Source organism: Vibrio sp. Scap24 (assembly GCF_013394185.1).
GTDB lineage: Bacteria > Pseudomonadota > Gammaproteobacteria > Enterobacterales > Vibrionaceae > Vibrio > Vibrio pomeroyi.
Map to the genome: position 1 here is coordinate 432,752 of NZ_CP041333.1, position 18,906 is coordinate 451,657.

At 44.8% G+C, this 18,906-nt stretch carries 18 protein-coding genes, 5 tRNA genes, 1 rRNA gene and 1 riboswitch; of the genes, 12 read left to right on the forward strand and 12 right to left on the reverse strand.

Annotated elements, in window-relative coordinates; translation table 11 throughout:
• Positions 1–110: 110 nt before the first annotated feature.
• Together FLM53_RS17520 and FLM53_RS17525 are read right to left on the reverse strand one after the other, a co-directional pair.
• The gene (locus FLM53_RS17520) at positions 111–893 is read right to left on the reverse strand and encodes an SDR family oxidoreductase (RefSeq protein ID WP_176678813.1); all 783 of its coding nucleotides are present in this window, start codon (positions 891–893) and stop codon (positions 111–113) included.
• 276 nt (positions 894–1,169) lie between these two features.
• On the reverse strand, positions 1,170–1,808 hold the full coding sequence (locus FLM53_RS17525) for an NAD(P)-dependent oxidoreductase (RefSeq protein ID WP_176678812.1): 639 nt from the start codon (positions 1,806–1,808) through the stop codon (positions 1,170–1,172).
• A 162-nt stretch (positions 1,809–1,970) separates the two neighbouring features.
• Here FLM53_RS17525 and FLM53_RS17530 point away from each other — a divergent pair, with 162 nt between their 5' ends.
• Complete coding sequence (locus FLM53_RS17530) at positions 1,971–2,867, forward strand: LysR family transcriptional regulator (RefSeq protein WP_105057930.1); 897 nt, start codon at positions 1,971–1,973, stop codon at positions 2,865–2,867.
• Between the two features lie 131 nt (positions 2,868–2,998).
• On the opposite strand, the gene FLM53_RS17535 is transcribed toward FLM53_RS17530, so the two are convergent.
• Together FLM53_RS17535 and ribB are read right to left on the reverse strand one after the other, a co-directional pair.
• Positions 2,999–3,847, reverse strand: coding sequence for a hypothetical protein (locus FLM53_RS17535; protein ID WP_057623828.1), 849 nt, complete (start codon positions 3,845–3,847; stop codon positions 2,999–3,001).
• Positions 3,848–4,235: 388 nt separating this feature from the next.
• Positions 4,236–4,892, reverse strand: coding sequence for a 3,4-dihydroxy-2-butanone-4-phosphate synthase (gene ribB / locus FLM53_RS17540; RefSeq protein ID WP_017054827.1), 657 nt, complete (start codon positions 4,890–4,892; stop codon positions 4,236–4,238).
• Between the two features lie 186 nt (positions 4,893–5,078).
• A riboswitch (FMN riboswitch) is annotated at positions 5,079–5,229 on the reverse strand.
• Positions 5,230–5,603: 374 nt separating this feature from the next.
• On the opposite strand from ribB, the gene FLM53_RS17545 reads away from it, so the two are divergent.
• Positions 5,604–6,347, forward strand: a complete 744-nt coding sequence (locus FLM53_RS17545) for a phosphatase PAP2 family protein (RefSeq protein WP_176678811.1) — start codon at positions 5,604–5,606, stop codon at positions 6,345–6,347.
• Between the two features lie 53 nt (positions 6,348–6,400).
• Here the strand turns inward: FLM53_RS17545 and FLM53_RS17550 are convergent, their stop codons facing one another.
• The 4 genes from FLM53_RS17550 to FLM53_RS17565 all read right to left on the reverse strand — a co-directional run bounded on the left by FLM53_RS17550 (position 6,401) and on the right by FLM53_RS17565 (position 9,250).
• A complete protein-coding gene (locus FLM53_RS17550; protein WP_176678810.1) occupies positions 6,401–6,763 on the reverse strand; it encodes an MmcQ/YjbR family DNA-binding protein in 363 nt (120 codons plus the stop codon).
• 82 nt (positions 6,764–6,845) lie between these two features.
• Entirely contained in the window at positions 6,846–7,571 is a 726-nt protein-coding gene (locus tag FLM53_RS17555) for a sulfite exporter TauE/SafE family protein (protein WP_176678809.1), read from the reverse strand.
• A gap of 224 nt (positions 7,572–7,795) precedes the next feature.
• Positions 7,796–9,007, reverse strand: coding sequence for an MFS transporter (locus FLM53_RS17560; RefSeq protein WP_176678808.1), 1,212 nt, complete (start codon positions 9,005–9,007; stop codon positions 7,796–7,798).
• Positions 9,008–9,022: 15 nt separating this feature from the next.
• Positions 9,023–9,250 carry a hypothetical protein gene (locus tag FLM53_RS17565; protein ID WP_076668359.1) on the reverse strand — a complete coding sequence of 76 codons (228 nt, stop codon included), beginning with the start codon at positions 9,248–9,250 and terminating at the stop codon, positions 9,023–9,025.
• 397 nt (positions 9,251–9,647) lie between these two features.
• On the opposite strand from FLM53_RS17565, the gene FLM53_RS17570 reads away from it, so the two are divergent.
• A complete protein-coding gene (locus FLM53_RS17570; RefSeq protein ID WP_017065874.1) occupies positions 9,648–10,262 on the forward strand; it encodes a YitT family protein in 615 nt (204 codons plus the stop codon).
• 150 nt (positions 10,263–10,412) lie between these two features.
• On the opposite strand, the gene sigZ is transcribed toward FLM53_RS17570, so the two are convergent.
• Positions 10,413–11,012: an RNA polymerase sigma factor SigZ gene (gene sigZ / locus FLM53_RS17575; RefSeq protein ID WP_176678807.1), complete on the reverse strand. Its 600-nt coding sequence runs from the start codon at positions 11,010–11,012 to the stop codon at positions 10,413–10,415.
• On the reverse strand, positions 10,996–11,292 hold the full coding sequence (locus FLM53_RS17580) for a helix-turn-helix transcriptional regulator (RefSeq protein WP_004733042.1): 297 nt from the start codon (positions 11,290–11,292) through the stop codon (positions 10,996–10,998). The genes sigZ and FLM53_RS17580 overlap by 17 nt, the downstream gene beginning before the upstream one ends.
• Before the next feature lie 233 nt (positions 11,293–11,525).
• Between FLM53_RS17580 and FLM53_RS17585 the strand changes: the two genes are divergently transcribed.
• A complete protein-coding gene (locus FLM53_RS17585) occupies positions 11,526–12,626 on the forward strand; it encodes a permease (RefSeq protein ID WP_176678806.1) in 1,101 nt (366 codons plus the stop codon).
• 125 nt (positions 12,627–12,751) lie between these two features.
• On the opposite strand, the gene FLM53_RS17590 is transcribed toward FLM53_RS17585, so the two are convergent.
• Positions 12,752–13,954: a hypothetical protein gene (locus FLM53_RS17590; RefSeq protein ID WP_176678805.1), complete on the reverse strand. Its 1,203-nt coding sequence runs from the start codon at positions 13,952–13,954 to the stop codon at positions 12,752–12,754.
• A gap of 382 nt (positions 13,955–14,336) precedes the next feature.
• Here FLM53_RS17590 and FLM53_RS17595 point away from each other — a divergent pair, with 382 nt between their 5' ends.
• Positions 14,337–14,639: a hypothetical protein gene (locus FLM53_RS17595; RefSeq protein ID WP_076656387.1), complete on the forward strand. Its 303-nt coding sequence runs from the start codon at positions 14,337–14,339 to the stop codon at positions 14,637–14,639.
• Positions 14,640–14,754: 115 nt separating this feature from the next.
• On the opposite strand, the gene trmY is transcribed toward FLM53_RS17595, so the two are convergent.
• Positions 14,755–15,354 carry a tRNA (pseudouridine(54)-N(1))-methyltransferase TrmY gene (trmY, locus tag FLM53_RS17600; RefSeq protein ID WP_004733046.1) on the reverse strand — a complete coding sequence of 200 codons (600 nt, stop codon included), beginning with the start codon at positions 15,352–15,354 and terminating at the stop codon, positions 14,755–14,757.
• 256 nt (positions 15,355–15,610) lie between these two features.
• On the opposite strand from trmY, the gene FLM53_RS17605 reads away from it, so the two are divergent.
• The 7 genes from FLM53_RS17605 (at position 15,611) to FLM53_RS17635 (ending at position 18,849) form a co-directional block, all read left to right on the forward strand.
• Complete coding sequence (locus FLM53_RS17605) at positions 15,611–16,135, forward strand: DUF3087 family protein (RefSeq protein WP_176678804.1); 525 nt, start codon at positions 15,611–15,613, stop codon at positions 16,133–16,135.
• Between the two features lie 574 nt (positions 16,136–16,709).
• Positions 16,710–18,264: ribosomal RNA gene (locus FLM53_RS17610) — 16S ribosomal RNA — on the forward strand.
• Between the two features lie 89 nt (positions 18,265–18,353).
• Positions 18,354–18,429, forward strand: a tRNA-Glu gene (locus tag FLM53_RS17615).
• 2 nt (positions 18,430–18,431) lie between these two features.
• A tRNA-Lys gene (locus FLM53_RS17620) sits at positions 18,432–18,507 on the forward strand.
• A 25-nt stretch (positions 18,508–18,532) separates the two neighbouring features.
• A tRNA-Val gene (locus FLM53_RS17625) sits at positions 18,533–18,608 on the forward strand.
• A gap of 25 nt (positions 18,609–18,633) precedes the next feature.
• Positions 18,634–18,709: transfer RNA gene (locus FLM53_RS17630), tRNA-Ala, on the forward strand.
• A 64-nt stretch (positions 18,710–18,773) separates the two neighbouring features.
• Positions 18,774–18,849 (forward strand) — tRNA-Val (locus FLM53_RS17635).
• The last annotated feature ends 57 nt before the right edge of the window (positions 18,850–18,906 follow it).

The following is an 18,906-nucleotide window of genomic DNA, read 5'->3' on the forward strand; positions in this document are numbered from 1 at the left end:
GTTTAGCTTTTTATCGACCAAACCTTTCGAGACCAATTCAGCCTTTTGAAAAAGAATAAACATACTGGGCCCAATCAAGAGCGAAGTACGTTCATTAATGCTAAGCTGTTTTACTGCTTTTCCATTGATTGGCGAGACATTTTCAACACCATTTTTCTTGGTATAAATGGGATAATCCATTCAAGCATGAACTTTAGTCCTTTCTCATTAAACGCCACCAACTCGCCTTTTTCCATCGCTTGATAACCGATTTGAGCGACAGACTCTGGTGACTTCGCGTTTTTCCAAGCGTCGACACCTTTCAGGTCGCCAGCTTCAACAAACCCTGTTTTCACCGTACCTGGGCATAGCGCTGTCACAGTGACGTTACTGCCTTCTAGTTCTTGAGCGATAGCTTGAGAGAAGGACGTCACGAATGATTTCGTTGCGTAGTACACCGCTTGTAATGGGCCGGGTAGGAAAGAAGCGGTCGATGACACGTTTAACACTTTACCGTGGTTACGCCCAACCATGCCTTGTAGGTATAAGTGCGTCAGTGATACCAGTGCATTGATGTTTACTTGAATCATCGATAAGTCGGCGTCTAGCGCTCGCTCATGAAACAGCCCATGACCACCGAAGCCAGCGTTGTTGACCAGAGTGCTTATCTCAAGCCCACGACTTTCTGTGTAATCGAAGATTCGTTGCGGGCTTTGAGGGTCACTCAGATCTTCAGAAATCACATGAACCGAGACTTTATATTGGCTTTCAATCTCAGCTTTTAGCGCTTCGAGTTTTGGCAGCGTGCGAGCAACAAGAACAAGGTCACCACCTTTCTTTGCATGTATTTTTGCAAGTTCAAGACCGATACCACCTGATGCACCAGTGATTAAAGCAATGTTTGAAGTGTTCATAGGGATTCCTCGTTGTTTTGATTATTCTTGTTGTGAATATTGTTGCTGACGAGGTAAATAGTAGGGTATCCCATCGCGCCACGCACTCGCGCATCACGACATGCCGCTAGCAAAAGATGCCAAGTTAATTATGGGACTTATGGGAGATTACGAAAAAGCCGCTTAACCAGTGGGATTAAGCGGCAATAGGGCAAGTTGAAAAGTTAGCAAGCCAATCTACTAATAAAGAGCTACTAGTAAGCGATGCAATTAAATAGCTGCTCGTCGATGAAACAACTAATAAGCGACACCAATACGTTGGCGCGGGAACTTGCCAGCTTCGAGCTCATCAATCATCGCGATAGCGTAGTCGCTGACGGATATTTTGCTGTTGCCACCTTCGTCGGTGAGCAGTTGGTCGCCACCAGTACGGTAGGTCGATAGTTTCTCGCCCGGGAATATTTCTGCTGCAGGGCTAACGAACGTCCAATTAACTTCGCTGTTCGATTGCTTGAACACTTCAAGAGCTTCGCCCTGTGCTAGCGCTTCGTTTTTGTAATCCGCAGGGAAGTCAGGAACGGTCACTAGCGGTACGTTTGGCGCTACTTCTAATGAGCCTGCACCGCCAACCCACAGTAGGCGCTCGATACCGATGCTCGGTAATGTTGCCAGCAATTTAGCCGCAGTGTTTTTTACGATGTCGTGATTACCCAGAGCACGTCCTCCGATCGAAGTAATTACTGCATCAACGCCGGTTAGTGCGTTTGCTAGATTTGCAGCTTCGTCTTGTAAATCAAATGAACGAACTTCAATGCCTTGGGTTTCTACGCGGTTTGTATCTCTTACAATAGCAACGACGTCGTGACCACGAGATTGAGCTTCTTGAGCGATGTGACTACCAATCCAACCTGATGCGCCTAATACTGCAATTTTCATAATGTCTCTCCAATTATCTAATTTATTGATTCGTTTTCTCGACAGCCATTGCAGTCTAATAGCTCACTAGGTTGCGATAAATATCGCAAAATGATGTAGATTGTATCTATATAGTGATCTAATAAGATTCGACTAGCTACGAAATAGTTCAAGGAGAGTGTGATGGATAGGTTGACGGCAATGCGTAGCTTTGTCGAAGTTGCGAATTGTGCCAGCTTCACCCAAGCAGCTGAGCATTTGGACATGAGTCGGTTGCAGGTTTCACGTCATGTTCAAGAGATAGAAGGGTGGTTGAAGCAGAGGCTATTACATAGGACAACTCGAAAGGTGAGCTTAACCGCGGCTGGGGAAATCGCTCTGCAGCGCTGTGAGAAGATCCTCCATGAGACCGCTGAGCTAGAAGTTACTTCACTCAATCAAACCGATGATCTTTCTGGAACCATTCGAATTGCTGCTCCCATTGGTTTAACTCAACACATGTTGTTGGATGTGGTGGAACAGTTCACCGAGCGCCACCCTAATATTACGGTTGAATTGTTTGCTTCAGACCGTTTTACTCAGCTGGTGGATGAGAGAATCGATATTGCACTTCGCTACACTGATCAACCTGACGATAGTTTGATTGCACGAAAGCTAATGGTAATTGATTCAGTGGTGTGTGCCTCGCAAGCCTACTTGGACAAACATGGTGAGCCTGAAACGGTCGAAGCGCTTCGACAACATAATTGCTTTCGTCATTTGAATGTTTCGAAGTGGGATTTCGTTAAGGATAATCAGCACTATTCGGTTGAGGTGTCTGGCACTATCAAGGCCAATGATGTTGGAGTGCTAACTCGCGCCGCACAGCACGGGAAAGGGGTAGTTCGTTTACCTTGTGACTTAGCCAACCCACTGATTGCGAATGGCAAATTGATACGAATATTGGATGAGTTTGTTTCGCCAAGCAGCGTGCTTTGGGCGGTGTATCTGTCTCGCAGTTATCAGCTTCCGGTTGTTCGTCAGTTCATTGATTTTGCGGCACAAGCTTGGGCTAGCGATATCAAGTCCGGTGATGTTTGAAACTTCATAGGCAATGATATACAGCGACAGAAATTTAGAAGCCCATAAATACAAAAATCCGATATCAATGGTGATATCGGATTTGAACTCAATAATTCAGAGTTCCAGCACGCTCTCCTCTCACGAAGTCTTTACATGTAATGATGTACGGATAGTCGAGTATTTATCACCTTTTCGTTGATGTCTGGTAAAGGCTGATACAAGCTTCTCGTAATGTCGGATAATACTTGGTCGTAGACTTGCGACACGACGCTAGAGATATCACTGGTTAATTCGTACATGCTATCTGCCGGTTGGGTCGCTTCGTTGCTTGATGCAATCTCTGTAAGTGCATGCATCGCTCGCGTACAAACTGGTGACCCACTGCTAATTGGGCAGATAATCGATAATTGGTTGAGTTTTCTGTGTGTCTGAGACGCGTAGAATTTGAATCTTAAATACTCCTCAGGCTTTTCCATATCTGGAATACACATTCTGAGCTTGGTCAGGATCTCCATGCAATCCAAGATCTGTTGCCAATTCATGTGGTACTCACGGCTCATGTCTTCTCGTTCAGACTGAATCAGCCAAATGATCATCACTTCATCCATCAAGAACATGCTATGACGAATCGTTTTGCCATGAATCGATTGGTTACGCACCAAGCTACGGTTTTGCCAATCGCTGTGCATGGCGATGAGCTTGAGGTGATAGATGCGATACATAGGGCGGCTATCAAACGACACATGAGACTGAAGCAGCTCAGATACCTCAAGTATGTTGTCGTAAATCTCGTTCACTTTGCGAATCGAGTCGCTAGACAATTTATACGCTAGAGCGTAATGCGTTGCTGCGCGGTGTTTGCGTGATAACAACAATAACTCTCTAAGCAGAACTAAGGTTTCAAACCTGTGTGATAGCGCTGTTTGTCTCTTCCTTGAGAAATGAAACAGGGCTGCAAGAACTAATAGGGATAACCCCACTGAAATAACTACAAACATATTCAACTCCTAATATTTGTATACCTACTTAGTGGTAGTGCAGACACCGTGCCAAAATAAATAAGTGTTATATTTCATTGGGTTATGTTTTTAGTCTAATTATGGATGATCAATCATGGTGCATGACTTCACCATTCGAGTGAATATTTCTCATATTTTGCAGGATTTTTTGAGAGGTTACGCTTTTCTAACGATTAGGTTGGGGAGGTTTCGATAAGTAGAGACACTTTGGCGATCCATCTTTGGTTCGTTTTAAGTTGCGGAAATTAAAAAGGCCTCACCCTTATATGCTTCTAATTATAAAAAGTAGTAAGAGTGAGGCCTTTCAGTGTTCATTTCGCACTGTAGTTAGCTTCAATGCTAAGTGTTTAGCATTGAAGGCTAAACGTTATGCAAGCTTAAGATCGAACTCAGTGCGGTACATAACCATATCTTCAATGGTCAGTACTGGCATGTTGTGCAGTTTACCGAAAGCAACGATCTCTGGCGCTTTTGCCATTGTGCCGTCTGGGTTGGTTACTTCACACAGTACACCTGCCGATTGAAGACCAGCCATTTGCATCAGATCCACAGTACCTTCTGTGTGGCCGCGGCGAGCAAGTACACCACCTTTGCGAGCACGCAGTGGGAATACGTGGCCAGGGCGAGCAAGGTCAGTCGGCTTAGCTGTTGGGTTAGCAGCTGTTTTGATCGTTGTTACACGGTCAGCGGCAGAAACACCTGTTGTTACGCCCACTTTTGCTTCGATAGTTACGGTAAACGCAGTTTGGTTTGCGCTGTTGTTATCAACAACCATAGGTGGAAGTTCAAGTTGGTTTGCTTGCTCGTCAGTTAGACACAGGCACACGATGCCGCTGCATTCACGGATCATTAGCGCCATTTGAGCATTGGTTAGATGTTCTACTGAGTAGATGATGTCGCCTTCGTTCTCGCGATCTTCATCGTCAAGTAAAAGTACGCCACGACCTTCGCGCAGAGCTTGCAGTGCGTTTTCAACGCGAGTGATTGGTTCGCCAAATTCGGCAAGTAGTGAAGACTGATTCATGGTTAAACTCCTAAAATATCACCAGAATCAGGGCTGTATGAGGGATCTCAACCGAGCACAACAAAGCCGACTCATTACAAGTTTGCCTTAGCTCATTATGGTTTTATCCAAAACGAAATGCACCCGTTCGAGTTGGAGGCATGAACCCAATAAATAGGTACGCCTTTCCAACTTAAACGAGTGTGTTTCCATTCTCTCTCATCCGGACTATAACCGTCGGCTCTGGCATCTCACCAGATCTGCTGACCTCGACGAATCGAGCGCTCGCGGGCTTATCTTTAGATGTTGCTAAGGACATACCGCCGGTGGGGAATTTCGCCCCGCCCTGAGAATAAAAATTAATAATTTGTTTTGCTTTGAAAGCAGACCAGATGGTAATCCTTTCAATAGTGGATTTAAAGGACTGACAGCAAAGTTTTTCAGATTCTAACCTGATAATCCGGTGAGTGTTCACTTTATCAGCAGAACACAATGCCGTTGTGTTTAGTGCGGTACAGCTTGCCTTGAGTTGGTTTTACTGTCGGTATGCGTATAAATGGATGGCAAAGATTATTGGTGATGAGGTGAGGGTTCACCGAATCAATACTCAAGCACCGCATTAATCGAATATTGTTACACCATGACGGCTGACTGACCGTTTTGACATAAAATTGATATTGGCGATGCTAAGCTGCGATAGCATCCGACCACTTTACCCAAAAGATCTTAGCCATGACTTCTCTGTTCTCTAACAAATCCAAAGGCTTATTACTGCTCGTTCTAAGTTTGTATTCTCTCGTACCCTTTTTGATCTTTGGATCTGATTTCGACCTTGGAAGTGCGGTTCTGCCTTTCTATGGCGCCTTCATGACTTTCGTGACTTACTCGGCAGGCAATCAAGGATTCTTGGTAACGCTCGCTGTTTTGTCTTTAGTAGTGCTCACGATGAAGTTTTCCAAAGCGAAATTGGTCAGCCTTTGTCTGCAACTAGGCATTTTGTTGGTGCTTAGCTTTGCAGCGAAAACCTTCTTAAAGCATTCAACAGAGAGTCCACGCCCTTACTCTGAGTATTTAGTTACGCAAGAAGTAGTTGAAATGCCAGAGCTGTTTTATGAACTGCCATTGGTAGAAAAGAACGTAGCGATCGAATCTGTGCAATATAAGGTCAGTGAGTGGCGAACGCGTCACTGGCTTGGCGAAACCGACTATTCGTTCCCGTCTGGACACATGATTTTCGTTGGTGTGTGTTTGGCGTTCTTTGGTGGCTTGTTCTTAGAAGCGAAGCGCTTTTACCTAGTGGGTGGTTTGTTGGTTTGGGCTGGCGGCGTTGCTTATAGCCGTGTTTGGCTAGGCATGCATCGCCCTGAAGACTTAGCGGCGTCTATTGCTTTTGCAGGTTTAATCTATCTATTGGTGCCACTGGTGCCTACGCAAAAAATAGAGCCTCTATTGCCCAAGTTCCTTAGAGCGGGCTAAGTTTTGAAAGGTTATCTAGTATTGGGTGGTCTATTAACAAGCAGAAATTCTAGCTATTGATTGAGCCCGAGTTCTGCTTGTTTCTTTTTGGTTAGCCCTAAAGAGACAATTCGGTGTGATTCAGTGAGGTAGTATCTCAACTCCTCATCCCTTTCTGGTTTGCTCTCAAACAGTTGAATCCACTTCATACCGCGTGAAGCAAAGTAGGGCGCAGGTTTATAACCGGGCTCTTCTTTTAGAAAGTCGAAATTCTGATCAGATGCCTTAAAGATAAATGCAGGCTCGTCGTTCGGTCCCCAACCTCCAATCGCAAACACCTTCCCACCTACTTTCCAAACGTGAGAGTTATTCCATTGCATCACATAGCTGGTGGCTGCTTGTGATTCACAGAATGCATTGAACTCATCGTATGTCATAGAACGCCCTTTCAATAGTTTGGTGGTGGATCTGCGTGTTTGTTGTTTTATCGATGTTTCTGCTTCTAGCTTCTGCTTCGAACTAGCCAGCTAAGCCTTGCCAAATGGCAGTCAAGCCGCTGATAGAACATAGCAACAAAGAGCCGATACGTATCTTCTCTTTAGGAATGCTTTGCGTCGTCAATAACGCTACCTTGTAACCCAACCAAGCCGCTGGAAGCAGCGGGATTGTGATGATCAAATGGTGCATAGTGAAGAAGCCAATCGGGATCTGTACCAGTAATGAAATGATAGAACTAAACACAAAGAATGCAGAAAGGTTACCACGAAGTTGATTGGCATCTTGGTGTTGAAGCAGTAGTGCCATTGGCGGCCCACCAATACCTGAACTGGTACCGAAGAAGCCTGAGAAGAATCCCGCGATGCCCATTTTGGCAGGCGTCGGTTCTAACCTAAACGGCAGTAAGCTAACAATCACGGCGAATACAACCAATAAGCCTAACCACAGTGATAATACGCTTGTAGAAACCATCACTAGTAAAGCCCCGCCAGCCAGTGAACCCGGAATACGGCCTAACAGTGCGATTTTTAATCCGCCAATCGAGATATTTGCTCGGTGTTTAAACGCGTTGAATACAGAAATGAACAGACCAACAAGGCAGATAGGCGCGGGTACATAGTCAGGCGAGACCAAAAACAACAACGGGGCAGCCACAATAGCCAAGCCAAAGCCGATTGCGGTTTGTACAAACGAGCCGACAAAAATGAGTGCCATCGCGATAAGGGCGGTCTGATCTAGGTATTCCATAAGCCTGCGAATAAGTTCTAAAGGAGCGAACGAATACTATAAAGTAAAACGGCAGGAATAGTCTTATTATTCAGTGAGGTTTATGCAAGTTTCGCTAGTTATAATTTCGATTTCAAAGCCCAGTAAAAAAGAGAGTGAATATCTCAGGATGCGCTCCTTTCAATATCCACTCTCTTATTGGATTGCTTATCGATTTTCGCTGCTGGGGGAGTCAGCGTTAAATGTTAAGCCATTGCCAATTTGATACGCTCAATCGGCTTGTCATTGATTGGTAAGTGGATAAGTGCTGCTGCAAATGCCAATATCACCGTCGACCACCAAATTGGCTCGTAAGATCCGTAGTAATCGTAAATACGACCACCAACCCAAGCGCCTAAGAAACTACCTACTTGGTGAGTGAAGAATACCAAACCATACAAAGTCGATAGGTAACGAGCACCAAAGATTTGGCGAACTAAGCCTGAAGTGAGTGGAACAGTACCTAGCCAGCAGAAACCAATGGCTGCACCAAAGATAGCTGCGGTTGATTCCGTAACTGGCAGAGTCACAAACGCACCAATAACCACAGTGCGCACTAAATACAGTGCTGACATTACATGACGCTTGCTGAATTTATCGCCCATTACACCCCAGAAGTAAGATCCGAAGATGTTGAAGATACCGACATAAGCCAGTGCCATCGCTGCGCTGCTCGCAGGTAAATTCTTGTCTGCTAAGTAACTTGGTAAGTGCGTTGCGATAAACATTACGTGGAAGCCACACACAAAGAAGCCTGCATGAATCAACCAGTAACTCTTGTTAGAGAACGCTTCAGACAGGGCTTCTTTCAATGTTTGATTGTCTTCTGCTTGTGCCTGTTTGTTTGATGCCGCTTTTGGCGCACGCATGAACAGTGCAAAAGAGATCATCAAGCAACACAATACGCCAAACACTTGCATCGCACTCTGCCAGTCAAATTCGTTCAACATGTATTGCGCGCCCGGAATCACTGCGAACATACCAAATGAACCGGCAGCTGTAGTTAAGCCGAATGCTTTAGCGGCATGCTCTGCGGGTACAACTTTCGCGACAGCGCCTAGTACGATCACATAGCTTGTTGCACTTAGCCCAAGGCCAACCAGTGCGCCTAGTGAAACGTAAAGCATGCTTGATTCGGTAGAAATTGATGTAAGAAGTAAACCCAAACCGTAAGCACATGCGCCAGCAATGATGATGCGTCTTGCTCCCCATTTGTCAGCAGCCATACCAACAAAAGGTTGGAACACACCGAACAACAGGTTTTGTAGAGCAATAGCGAAGCTGAAAAACTCTCGACCCGTGCCGAAATGCTCTGAAATAGGCATCATGAAAATGCCGAATGATTGTCTGATCCCTAGACTGATAATAAGTGTGCCGATCCCAAGCCATACCAGTAAAGGAAAACGGAAAATGCTCATTCTAATACTCTTAAATTAATGGTGGTGATGTGAGTGGTCTTGCGCTGACATGTGTTGGTCAGTCATCTCATGGTGATGTTCGTGCCCAGAATGATCATGCCCTGACTGTTGGTGGCAACCACTGCTTACGGCATGCTGAGCCAAGAGATCAATCAATGGCTGACTGTGATGCACAATAACCAAACTAATGACGAGGAATAACGTCATTCTGGCCAGTTGGGCAAAAAGAGATTGTGAAAACATAAGGTGTCTACATGCGCTCTATGTTGTAAGAAGTCGCGCATCATAATGACCAGTGAGTTATGTATCAAATGACCATTTGTGATTTAGTCTATGCGTTTTATGCATATATCTATGCGTCGCTGGAATTAGGATGAAACATGACCAATAAGTAGGAAAACGCTATGCTCACTGATTCAACGGTAGAAGTGTGTAATTCAGAATAGATACTTAATTTCATGTTCGTAACTGATTGCTTTATTGAGAGATTTCACAAAACTGTAAAAACTAATATACAAACTAATTACCTCGCAAGATCGGCTGTTCGCTCGACTTATCTGCTAAACATCGTAAATTTGGGCGTAAATCGTTTCAACATGACTGAAACGCGATGTTAAAAGATTCAGGGAGAGTCATTCACATGGATAAAGATCATAACCTTCGCGAAAACTTACTGGCGCTGATCTTAGGTAGCGCACTGGTATCACTCGGCGTTATCTTTTTCAATCAGGTCGGTTTGCTCACCGGAGGCACGGCTGGTCTAGCGATCTTCATTACTAAAGTGACAGACTTGAGCTTTGGCCAAGTGTTCTTCGCACTTAACTTACCTTTCTATATTTTGTCGGTCGCTCGTATGGGGTGGCGCTTCACTATCAATACCTTTATTGCCGTTTCGATTGTTTCGTTCGCCGTGGATCATTTGTATCACGTGATTCAGATTGCCGAAATTCATGCATTATATGCAGCGTTACTGGGCGGTGGTTTAATTGGTACCGGCATGCTGGTGATCTTCCGTCACAAGATGAGCTTGGGTGGCTTCAATATTCTCGCGTTGTTCCTACAAGAACGTTTTGGAATTCGTGCCGGTAAGGTTCAGATGGCACTAGACTGCACGATTGTTGTGCTGTCACTATTTATCGTTGATGTGTCATTGGTTCTGTTGTCTGTACTGGGCGCGATAGTCACCAACTTGATTTTGGCGATGAACCATAAACCGGGGCGCTATCAACCGGTCGTCAAAGCGGAAGCCGCGTAGCTAAGTCCGCACATGCACTTGGTTCGCTCAAGCACTAGGCTAGCTTAAGCCAACTGACTTACAGATTATGAAAACAACAAAGCCAGCATCAATTGCTGGCTTTGTTCTATTTCAATAACGGGTTTGAGCTAACTAATATCAGTACATCTATTAGCACTTACCGCAATCGGTGTCCGACTTAAGCTCACAATCAATCACATTGCCTTGCTTATCCAGTGACAAATTACAGCACTGTTCAAATAGGTTCTTAAGATCCCCACGACTTTTCTGAACGCGAGATTTTACCGTTGAATAGCTTATGTTTTGTGCCTCTGCGATCTCTTTCTGGCTTTGGCCTTTGATATCAACAGCAAGCAGTAGCGATGAACTTTGTTCTGGTAATGCCTGAATAAACGGCTCAATACACAATGAAAGCTTCTGTTTAAACTCAGTGTCGTGGTCTAAATCGGCAAACCAAAGATCTTCAGCATCAATTTGGCTGTCACGCTGTTGGCGAGCATGTTTACGGTAGAAGTCGATGATCGTGTGATTAGCGAGTTGGAATAGCCACGATTTCACACTGCTTGCATCTTTGACTTTGTCTAAGTTCTGATACGTCTTAATCAAGATTTCTTGAAGCAAGTCGTCAACATCAGCGGTGTTGTTGACCTTAGAATGCAAAAAAGACTTTAACGCTTGTTGGTACTCAGCCCAAACCTGTTCTAACTCCAAAGAAGCCCTATTCAAAGGTGCTTTAGTTACACTGTTCATTCACGCAACACTCGTCTTGTAAGAAATCAATCACGCCTTCTAGGCATTCATACTCTGCCACGCAGAATAGGGTTCTTCCCTCACGCCTTTGGCTGATTAGGCCTGCCGACGCTAGGCTTGAAATATGGTGAGACAAGGTAGAACCAGGAATACCGAGTTCTTCTTGTAGGCCGCCAACTGCAATGCCTTGGTAGCCAGCTTTAACGACACTCTTATAGATAGTTAGGCGGATAGGGTGCCCCAACTCTTTAAGTGCTTTCGCAACGACTTCTAAGTTCATATTAACTCCTCAAGATTTAATTTCGATAATAGTCGAAATGTACCCCAAATACAAATGTAAAAAGCGTGATTATGTAAGTCATTGAAAATCCGTTCTTTTGAAATTCAATTCGATTTTTATCGAAATAAAGCTTGATCTGTTACTAAATATTTCTATAATTCGAGAATATTCGAAATTAAGGGTTGGTTACTTTCCTCATAGAGTCCGGCCTTCAATCCAGTTTGGAGTTAATTATGAGCAATGAAATGTTAACAATGCTAAAAGACGCACTTGATATGTTCGCTTTCTTAGCAGTAGAGCTAATCATCCTTTTCTTGGCGATCAGCTACATTGTTGGGATTCTGCAAGAGTTTCTTACACCGGAGAAGATTCAATCTATTCTGAGTTCGCGTAACGGTAAGGGCTATGTGGTTGCAGCGCTACTGGGTGCGATTACGCCTTTCTGTTCATGTTCGACCATTCCTTTCTTAAAAGGATTGCTGCGTGCACGAGCGGGTTTCGGTCCAATGATGGTGTTCCTATTCGGTAGCCCACTATTGAACCCAGTGATCATTGGTTTGTTCGTGATTACGTTCGGCTGGCAAGTAGCGGTGTTCTACTTCCTAGTAGCAATGACGGTATCGGTAGTGGCAGGTTACGTACTAGAAAAACTAGGTTTTGAGCGTTACGTAAAAGCAGAAGCGTATGAATCAACAGGTTCTTCTTCAAGTTGTGGTACTAGTTGTGGTGACTCGGCTCCTAAGAAAGCTGCACCAGTAAAAGCTGAATCTTCATGTGGCACAAGTGCATGTGGTGAACCTGCACCAGTAATGGCGAAAGAGACATCTTGCTGCGATTCTAAAAAAGAAGAGCCACAAGTTACTGTTTCATGCTGTTCAACGGATGGAAGCGCGACTGCCGAAATCATAGAGAAGAAAGAGCCTAGCCGTTGGATGAGAATTTGGTTCTCAACTTGGAAAGACTTCAAACAAGTTTTCCCTTACCTAATGATGGGTATCGCGATTGGTTCATTCATCTACGGCTTTATTCCGACAGACTTAATTGCACAGTACGCAGGTGAAGGTATGTGGTATGCGATTCCTGTAGCAGCTGTAATTGGTATTCCACTTTACATTCGTGCTGAAGCGGTAATCCCACTAAGTGCAGCTCTAGTACAAAAAGGTATGGCGCTAGGTTCGGTAATGGCATTGATCATTGGTAGTGCGGGTGCAAGTTTGACTGAAGTTATCCTGCTTAAATCAATCTTCAAAAACCAAATGATTGCAGCATTCCTATTCGTTATCCTAAGCATGGCGATGGGTGCAGGCTTCCTATACAGCTTCATCTTTGGTTAATCAGGTCTGATTCCTAGATAACCCGATTGATAATAATGTACAGATAACAAAAAAGAGCTCACTTAGTTGAGCTCTTTTTTTGTTTGGGTTGTCCATCCTGAAATGAGTCTAACAAACCCCACGTATCAGACTGGGTTTGGTATTGCCGCTGAAGTACCGTGTGCTGCGAAAGCATTAGTCGCTAACACATCACAGTGGTGACGATTAATCGCATCGCCGTAGTTGTTGGTTATGCCGGGAAACTGAAAACGATACATTGGAATACCGTAACGGCGTTCTCTCTGTTGACCGATTCGATCTTTGCTTGTCCATAACAGTCGGTTTTTCGCAGTGTAAGTCATGCCGTGCATTTTATTGAAGTACTCTTCGTGACTGCGCATCTGCTCGTATAACTCGATGATGCGTTGTCGTGAGAAGTTTAATGTTGTGCTCGCTTTAAGTTGCGTTCCCCAACCAGTTAATACCTTTTCCATGAAGTCTCGTGTGACAAGGCCGGGGCCAGTGAGTAATCCTGCACCTTTGCTTCCGCCAGAGGTATTGGCATTACCAACCAAAGTTCCATGTCGACCAGGCATGTAGGTTGTGTAGTATTTAGTTGAAGGGGACAAGCGGGGCATTCTTGCTTTGAAAGCGAGTGAGCGTTCGTCTTCAGCGAAAACACACACTATCTGTTTAACGTTTTTACCGAGTGATTTGTAATCCTTGAATGCGTTCATCCCTCCGGGTACGGGATCACACGCAAAGATGTTTACTGGGATGTGGCTAAGTTCGGGATCTTTGAGCATACGGTTCGCCAATTCAAAGCAACTTACACCACCGCGGCTCCAGCCCACGATGTTAACTTGGCTAATCGGTTTACTTTGGCGCTCAATCGCAATGTTCTGTTGGCGCGCTGCCATACCGTGTTTTAGGTCAGCCGCTAATTCTTGCGAATCTTTCAACCAATCTTGATATTTCTGGTTGGTTGCAAAAGGCCAAGCCGATTTGGCAGGGCGAGACTCACTGAGCAGTCCTTTCGCTCGCTTCATATAGTCATTCTTATCCTGTTGGTTTCCACGCAAGATATTCAGAACATGGCGCATATTGCTATCAATGCCTTTGCCCTGCAGCGTTCCTCTCACTGCTGAGTAGGTGTCATCTTTGCCTTGCTTCAACCACTCGTTCTGATTGCCACTACCAACCCCATCCACTTGAATGTAGTCAATCATGTCTCTGCCCGTTGCATTCTTTGCTAACGTCGAAATCAATTCGCCAGACACATAGTTTTTGTGATTGTTGTCTTCTGAGTTGGATCCTGTTCCACAGAAGAATACGGTAAAAATTGACATGCATTCCCTTAAATTAATTCACCGGATTTATCGGAAGTATAACTGCCGAATCAAAAGGTTGGAGAGAAATGTCTATTTATTCGTAAAGGTCAGACCAACAGGCATTAGAAATGGAACGAAGCGCAAGTTTTATAAATTCATTATTTGGTCATATCTATTGGACTCCTGAGCTCGGTTATACCCGTCAAGAAAGATCAATCGAAGTGTCACAATACTCAACGCTATTTTGTCTAGTATCAAACAGCAGGCAGATTTTTCTCTAGTGCCGAAATCTGAAGCCTACACTTTGTATAGAAACTTGCTGTTCAGGCGCAACCTATGAATAGCGGGTAATTTCTAACAGATCGTTTACGAGCTTAGATTGAGGTTTATAGGAGGGAGTATGTTCGCAATACATAGGGAATATGAGTTACAGAATCAGCAACATTTTCATGCCCACATTCAAGTAAAGCCAACCGGAAATTTAGAGTTTGAGATTTTAGAGTCTCATGAACATCATGATACCGACTTTAATCACTTGTCCTTTGAAGCTGAAAAAGGGAAGACTAAAGTGCTTGGTCGAGATGAAAGTGGTCAACAGACAGATTGGCAACTTTTATTGGCAGAGGAAGATGCAAAAGAGCTTAATCATCTGGTGGTATTGGTGTCCGAACAATATGAGACGCTAATGCGAGATCTCATGTGACGGGCTTAGTTGGCCATATAATAGAAGTGATTCTCAGCATCCAAAAAATCAAAAGCCCGGCGAATAACCGGGCTTTGTTCACTGTGTTTTGTTAAATGTGATTGTGTTCTTCGAGTTAGAAACCGCGAATATCAAGCTCATTGTTGATCAACACGACACATTGAGAAGCGAACAACATGTTTGGACCTAAACTGATTTTCTCAGTTCCCAGACGCTTTAAGCTGTTGTAGCTCTTCTTCGGCATAGGGATGTGGTCAGTTAGAAGGAAACATGGGTTTTCAGCAATCTCTGCATCACGGATAAAGTCGCCTTTCTTATCCATCATGTACAGCTGGTGGTCTTCAGCTAGCTCTTTAACCAGCTTTTCAAAACTCATCGTACGAACGGTGATGCCCGGTTCAACCTGACGCGTCTGCTCTTTTGTCATACCTTGAGAAGCGTCAACCGCTCTTACTACCGCTGATAACAATGCAGACTCATGGAAGCCACCAATGTTGGTGATCTCGTTTGAATCGAATGTAATCGTACGTGAAAAGTCTTTAGTACTTTCTAATACAAGGTGCACGGTGACATTCTCACGGTGAGATTGAGCAACGAAGATCGTGTTCATCAGAGTATGAGCCAAAATCTCAGTATGAGCATCTTGCCCAACACCTTCTAAGATAAGTTTGCTCTCTGTAGGGGCTGCGCGCGCGCGTAATACAAATGAACGCATAGAATGTACCTTGTCAGTATGTGATAAAGCGAAATGAACTTTATCAACATGAATTGATGAATAACCAAAATTGTGGCGGTATGTAACTCTTTTCTATTAATGAAGTCAAATAGAGTTGCGTATAGCGCCAACCAGAAGAACTCTACGTATTAAATAGAGAATGACCACATTACAAGATGGTAAGGGTTGAAGCGACCCAATGTTTACGTAGATAGTATGCTCAAATTATTAGGTGGCTTACATAAGGAAGTAGTCGATGAAGTTACAGAAGATCAATAAAGAAGAATATAGAAAGAAGATGAACCTGCTGTTGGTTTCGTTGGTTGGTTCACTCGCCGTGTTCGCCATTGTATTCGGAACCATACTGATCGACCTATTCGGTTCAGGGCAATCAATCGCTGGTGAATCGACAGGTAATTTCCATTTGAACGTATTAGGTGTGATCTTTTCAGTCGCATTGAATGCATTTATCGCGAGTCGTGTGAAAGGGCATGATTACTTCAAAGAAGCACTTTATGTATGGAACCTTAAACAAGTCCATAATCAAATCTATCGTAAGCTCAAGCGTATTCAACCTAAAGCTGAGCAAGGCGACCGAGACGCGCTGGCTATCCTTTACTTCTATTACACCACGCAAAAACAGGTATACGACCTAGACAACAACACATTGACGATAAAAACAGTTCAGCAATCGCTAGATAACGTCCTAGAACTGAGTGAGAAATGGAGCATTGAGCTAGATATAGAGGCTTTTTCGAAAGATCTAATCGCAAAGTTTTAAGTAATATGCCCATTATTGTATGAGCTTTGAGCGATGAAAGAACCTTTTGACGTAAAAGTAGCCACTTAAGCAAGTTTTTTGAATTTTTATCAAAAAAGGGGTTGCCATGTTTTCGATGATCTCTATAATGCCGCCTCACTGACACGGCAGACGCCATAAGGCTTCAGCAGTAATCAGCAAGACGGAAAGTTCGAAAGAAATTAATTTTAAAAAGTGTTTGACACTTAAGATTAAATCGCTAGAATTCACGTCCGCTTTCAAGGGTTTCTTTGTAAAAAGAAAGTTTCGATAAGCAAAGCTCTTTAACAATTTAAACCTATCAATCTGTGTGGGCACTCGTTGATGAATATCAAAACGTTTTATCGTTAGATAAAACAGATTCTTCGGAATCAAAATTGATTTCAATGAACTGAGTGACCAATACAAATAACCTCGGTTATTTGGCACAGTCAATTCATTATCTTTCTGTTGGAAAGATAATAGCTTTAGAATTACTTCTTACTTTCGAGTGAGGATGGATTTTGAAGTCAGTATTCGTTGAGTCACACCTATTAATTTAGGTAATCAAAACTTTAAATTGAAGAGTTTGATCATGGCTCAGATTGAACGCTGGCGGCAGGCCTAACACATGCAAGTCGAGCGGAAACGACACTAACAATCCTTCGGGTGCGTTAATGGGCGTCGAGCGGCGGACGGGTGAGTAATGCCTAGGAAATTGCCTTGATGTGGGGGATAACCATTGGAAACGATGGCTAATACCGCATAATGCCTACGGGCCAAAGAGGGGGACCTTCGGGCCTCTCGCGTCAAGATATGCCTAGGTGGGATTAGCTAGTTGGTGAGGTAATGGCTCACCAAGGCGACGATCCCTAGCTGGTCTGAGAGGATGATCAGCCACACTGGAACTGAGACACGGTCCAGACTCCTACGGGAGGCAGCAGTGGGGAATATTGCACAATGGGCGAAAGCCTGATGCAGCCATGCCGCGTGTATGAAGAAGGCCTTCGGGTTGTAAAGTACTTTCAGTTGTGAGGAAGGGGGTAACGTTAATAGCGCTATCTCTTGACGTTAGCAACAGAAGAAGCACCGGCTAACTCCGTGCCAGCAGCCGCGGTAATACGGAGGGTGCGAGCGTTAATCGGAATTACTGGGCGTAAAGCGCATGCAGGTGGTTCATTAAGTCAGATGTGAAAGCCCGGGGCTCAACCTCGGAACTGCATTTGAAACTGGTGAACTAGAGTACTGTAGAGGGGGGTAGAATTTCAGGTGTAGCGGTGAAATGCGTAGAGATCTGAAGGAATACCAGTGGCGAAGGCGGCCCCCTGGACAGATACTGACACTCAGATGCGAAAGCGTGGGGAGCAAACAGGATTAGATACCCTGGTAGTCCACGCCGTAAACGATGTCTACTTGGAGGTTGTGGCCTTGAGCCGTGGCTTTCGGAGCTAACGCGTTAAGTAGACCGCCTGGGGAGTACGGTCGCAAGATTAAAACTCAAATGAATTGACGGGGGCCCGCACAAGCGGTGGAGCATGTGGTTTAATTCGATGCAACGCGAAGAACCTTACCTACTCTTGACATCCAGAGAAGCCAGCGGAGACGCAGGTGTGCCTTCGGGAGCTCTGAGACAGGTGCTGCATGGCTGTCGTCAGCTCGTGTTGTGAAATGTTGGGTTAAGTCCCGCAACGAGCGCAACCCTTATCCTTGTTTGCCAGCGAGTAATGTCGGGAACTCCAGGGAGACTGCCGGTGATAAACCGGAGGAAGGTGGGGACGACGTCAAGTCATCATGGCCCTTACGAGTAGGGCTACACACGTGCTACAATGGCGCATACAGAGGGCAGCAAGCTAGCGATAGTGAGCGAATCCCAAAAAGTGCGTCGTAGTCCGGATTGGAGTCTGCAACTCGACTCCATGAAGTCGGAATCGCTAGTAATCGTAGATCAGAATGCTACGGTGAATACGTTCCCGGGCCTTGTACACACCGCCCGTCACACCATGGGAGTGGGCTGCAAAAGAAGTGGGTAGTTTAACCTTTCGGGGAGGACGCTCACCACTTTGTGGTTCATGACTGGGGTGAAGTCGTAACAAGGTAGCCCTAGGGGAACCTGGGGCTGGATCACCTCCTTATACGAAGATATTCACGATAAGTGTCCACACAGATTGATTAGGTTTAGAAAAGCAAAGAGAAGAAGAACTCCCAAGTTCTTCAATCCAGTGTCCCGTTCGTCTAGAGGCCTAGGACACCGCCCTTTCACGGCGGTAACAGGGGTTCGACTCCCCTACGGGATACCATTGGGTCGTTAGCTCAGTTGGTAGAGCAGTTGACTTTTAATCAATTGGTCGCAGGTTCGAATCCTGCACGACCCACCATTTCCTCCCAAGGAAATAAAATTTGGGGCGATTAGCTCAGTTGGGAGAGCACCTGCCTTACAAGCAGGGGGTCACTGGTTCGAGCCCGGTATCGCCCACCATTTCCTCCCAAGGAAATAAAAATATGGGGCTATAGCTCAGCTGGGAGAGCGCCTGCCTTGCACGCAGGAGGTCTGCGGTTCGATCCCGCATAGCTCCACCATTCCTTCCATAAGAATGGCTTTTATTTTCACTTTTTTAAAAGTGAAGACAAAAGGAAACTTTATGGGCGATTAGCTCAGTTGGGAGAGCACCTGCCTTACAAGCAGGGGGTCACTGGTTCGAGCCCGGTATCGCCCACCATCTTTAAGCATTCTCCTCGGAGAGTTTTTAAAAATGGTTTTGAAAGTTTAAAACTTG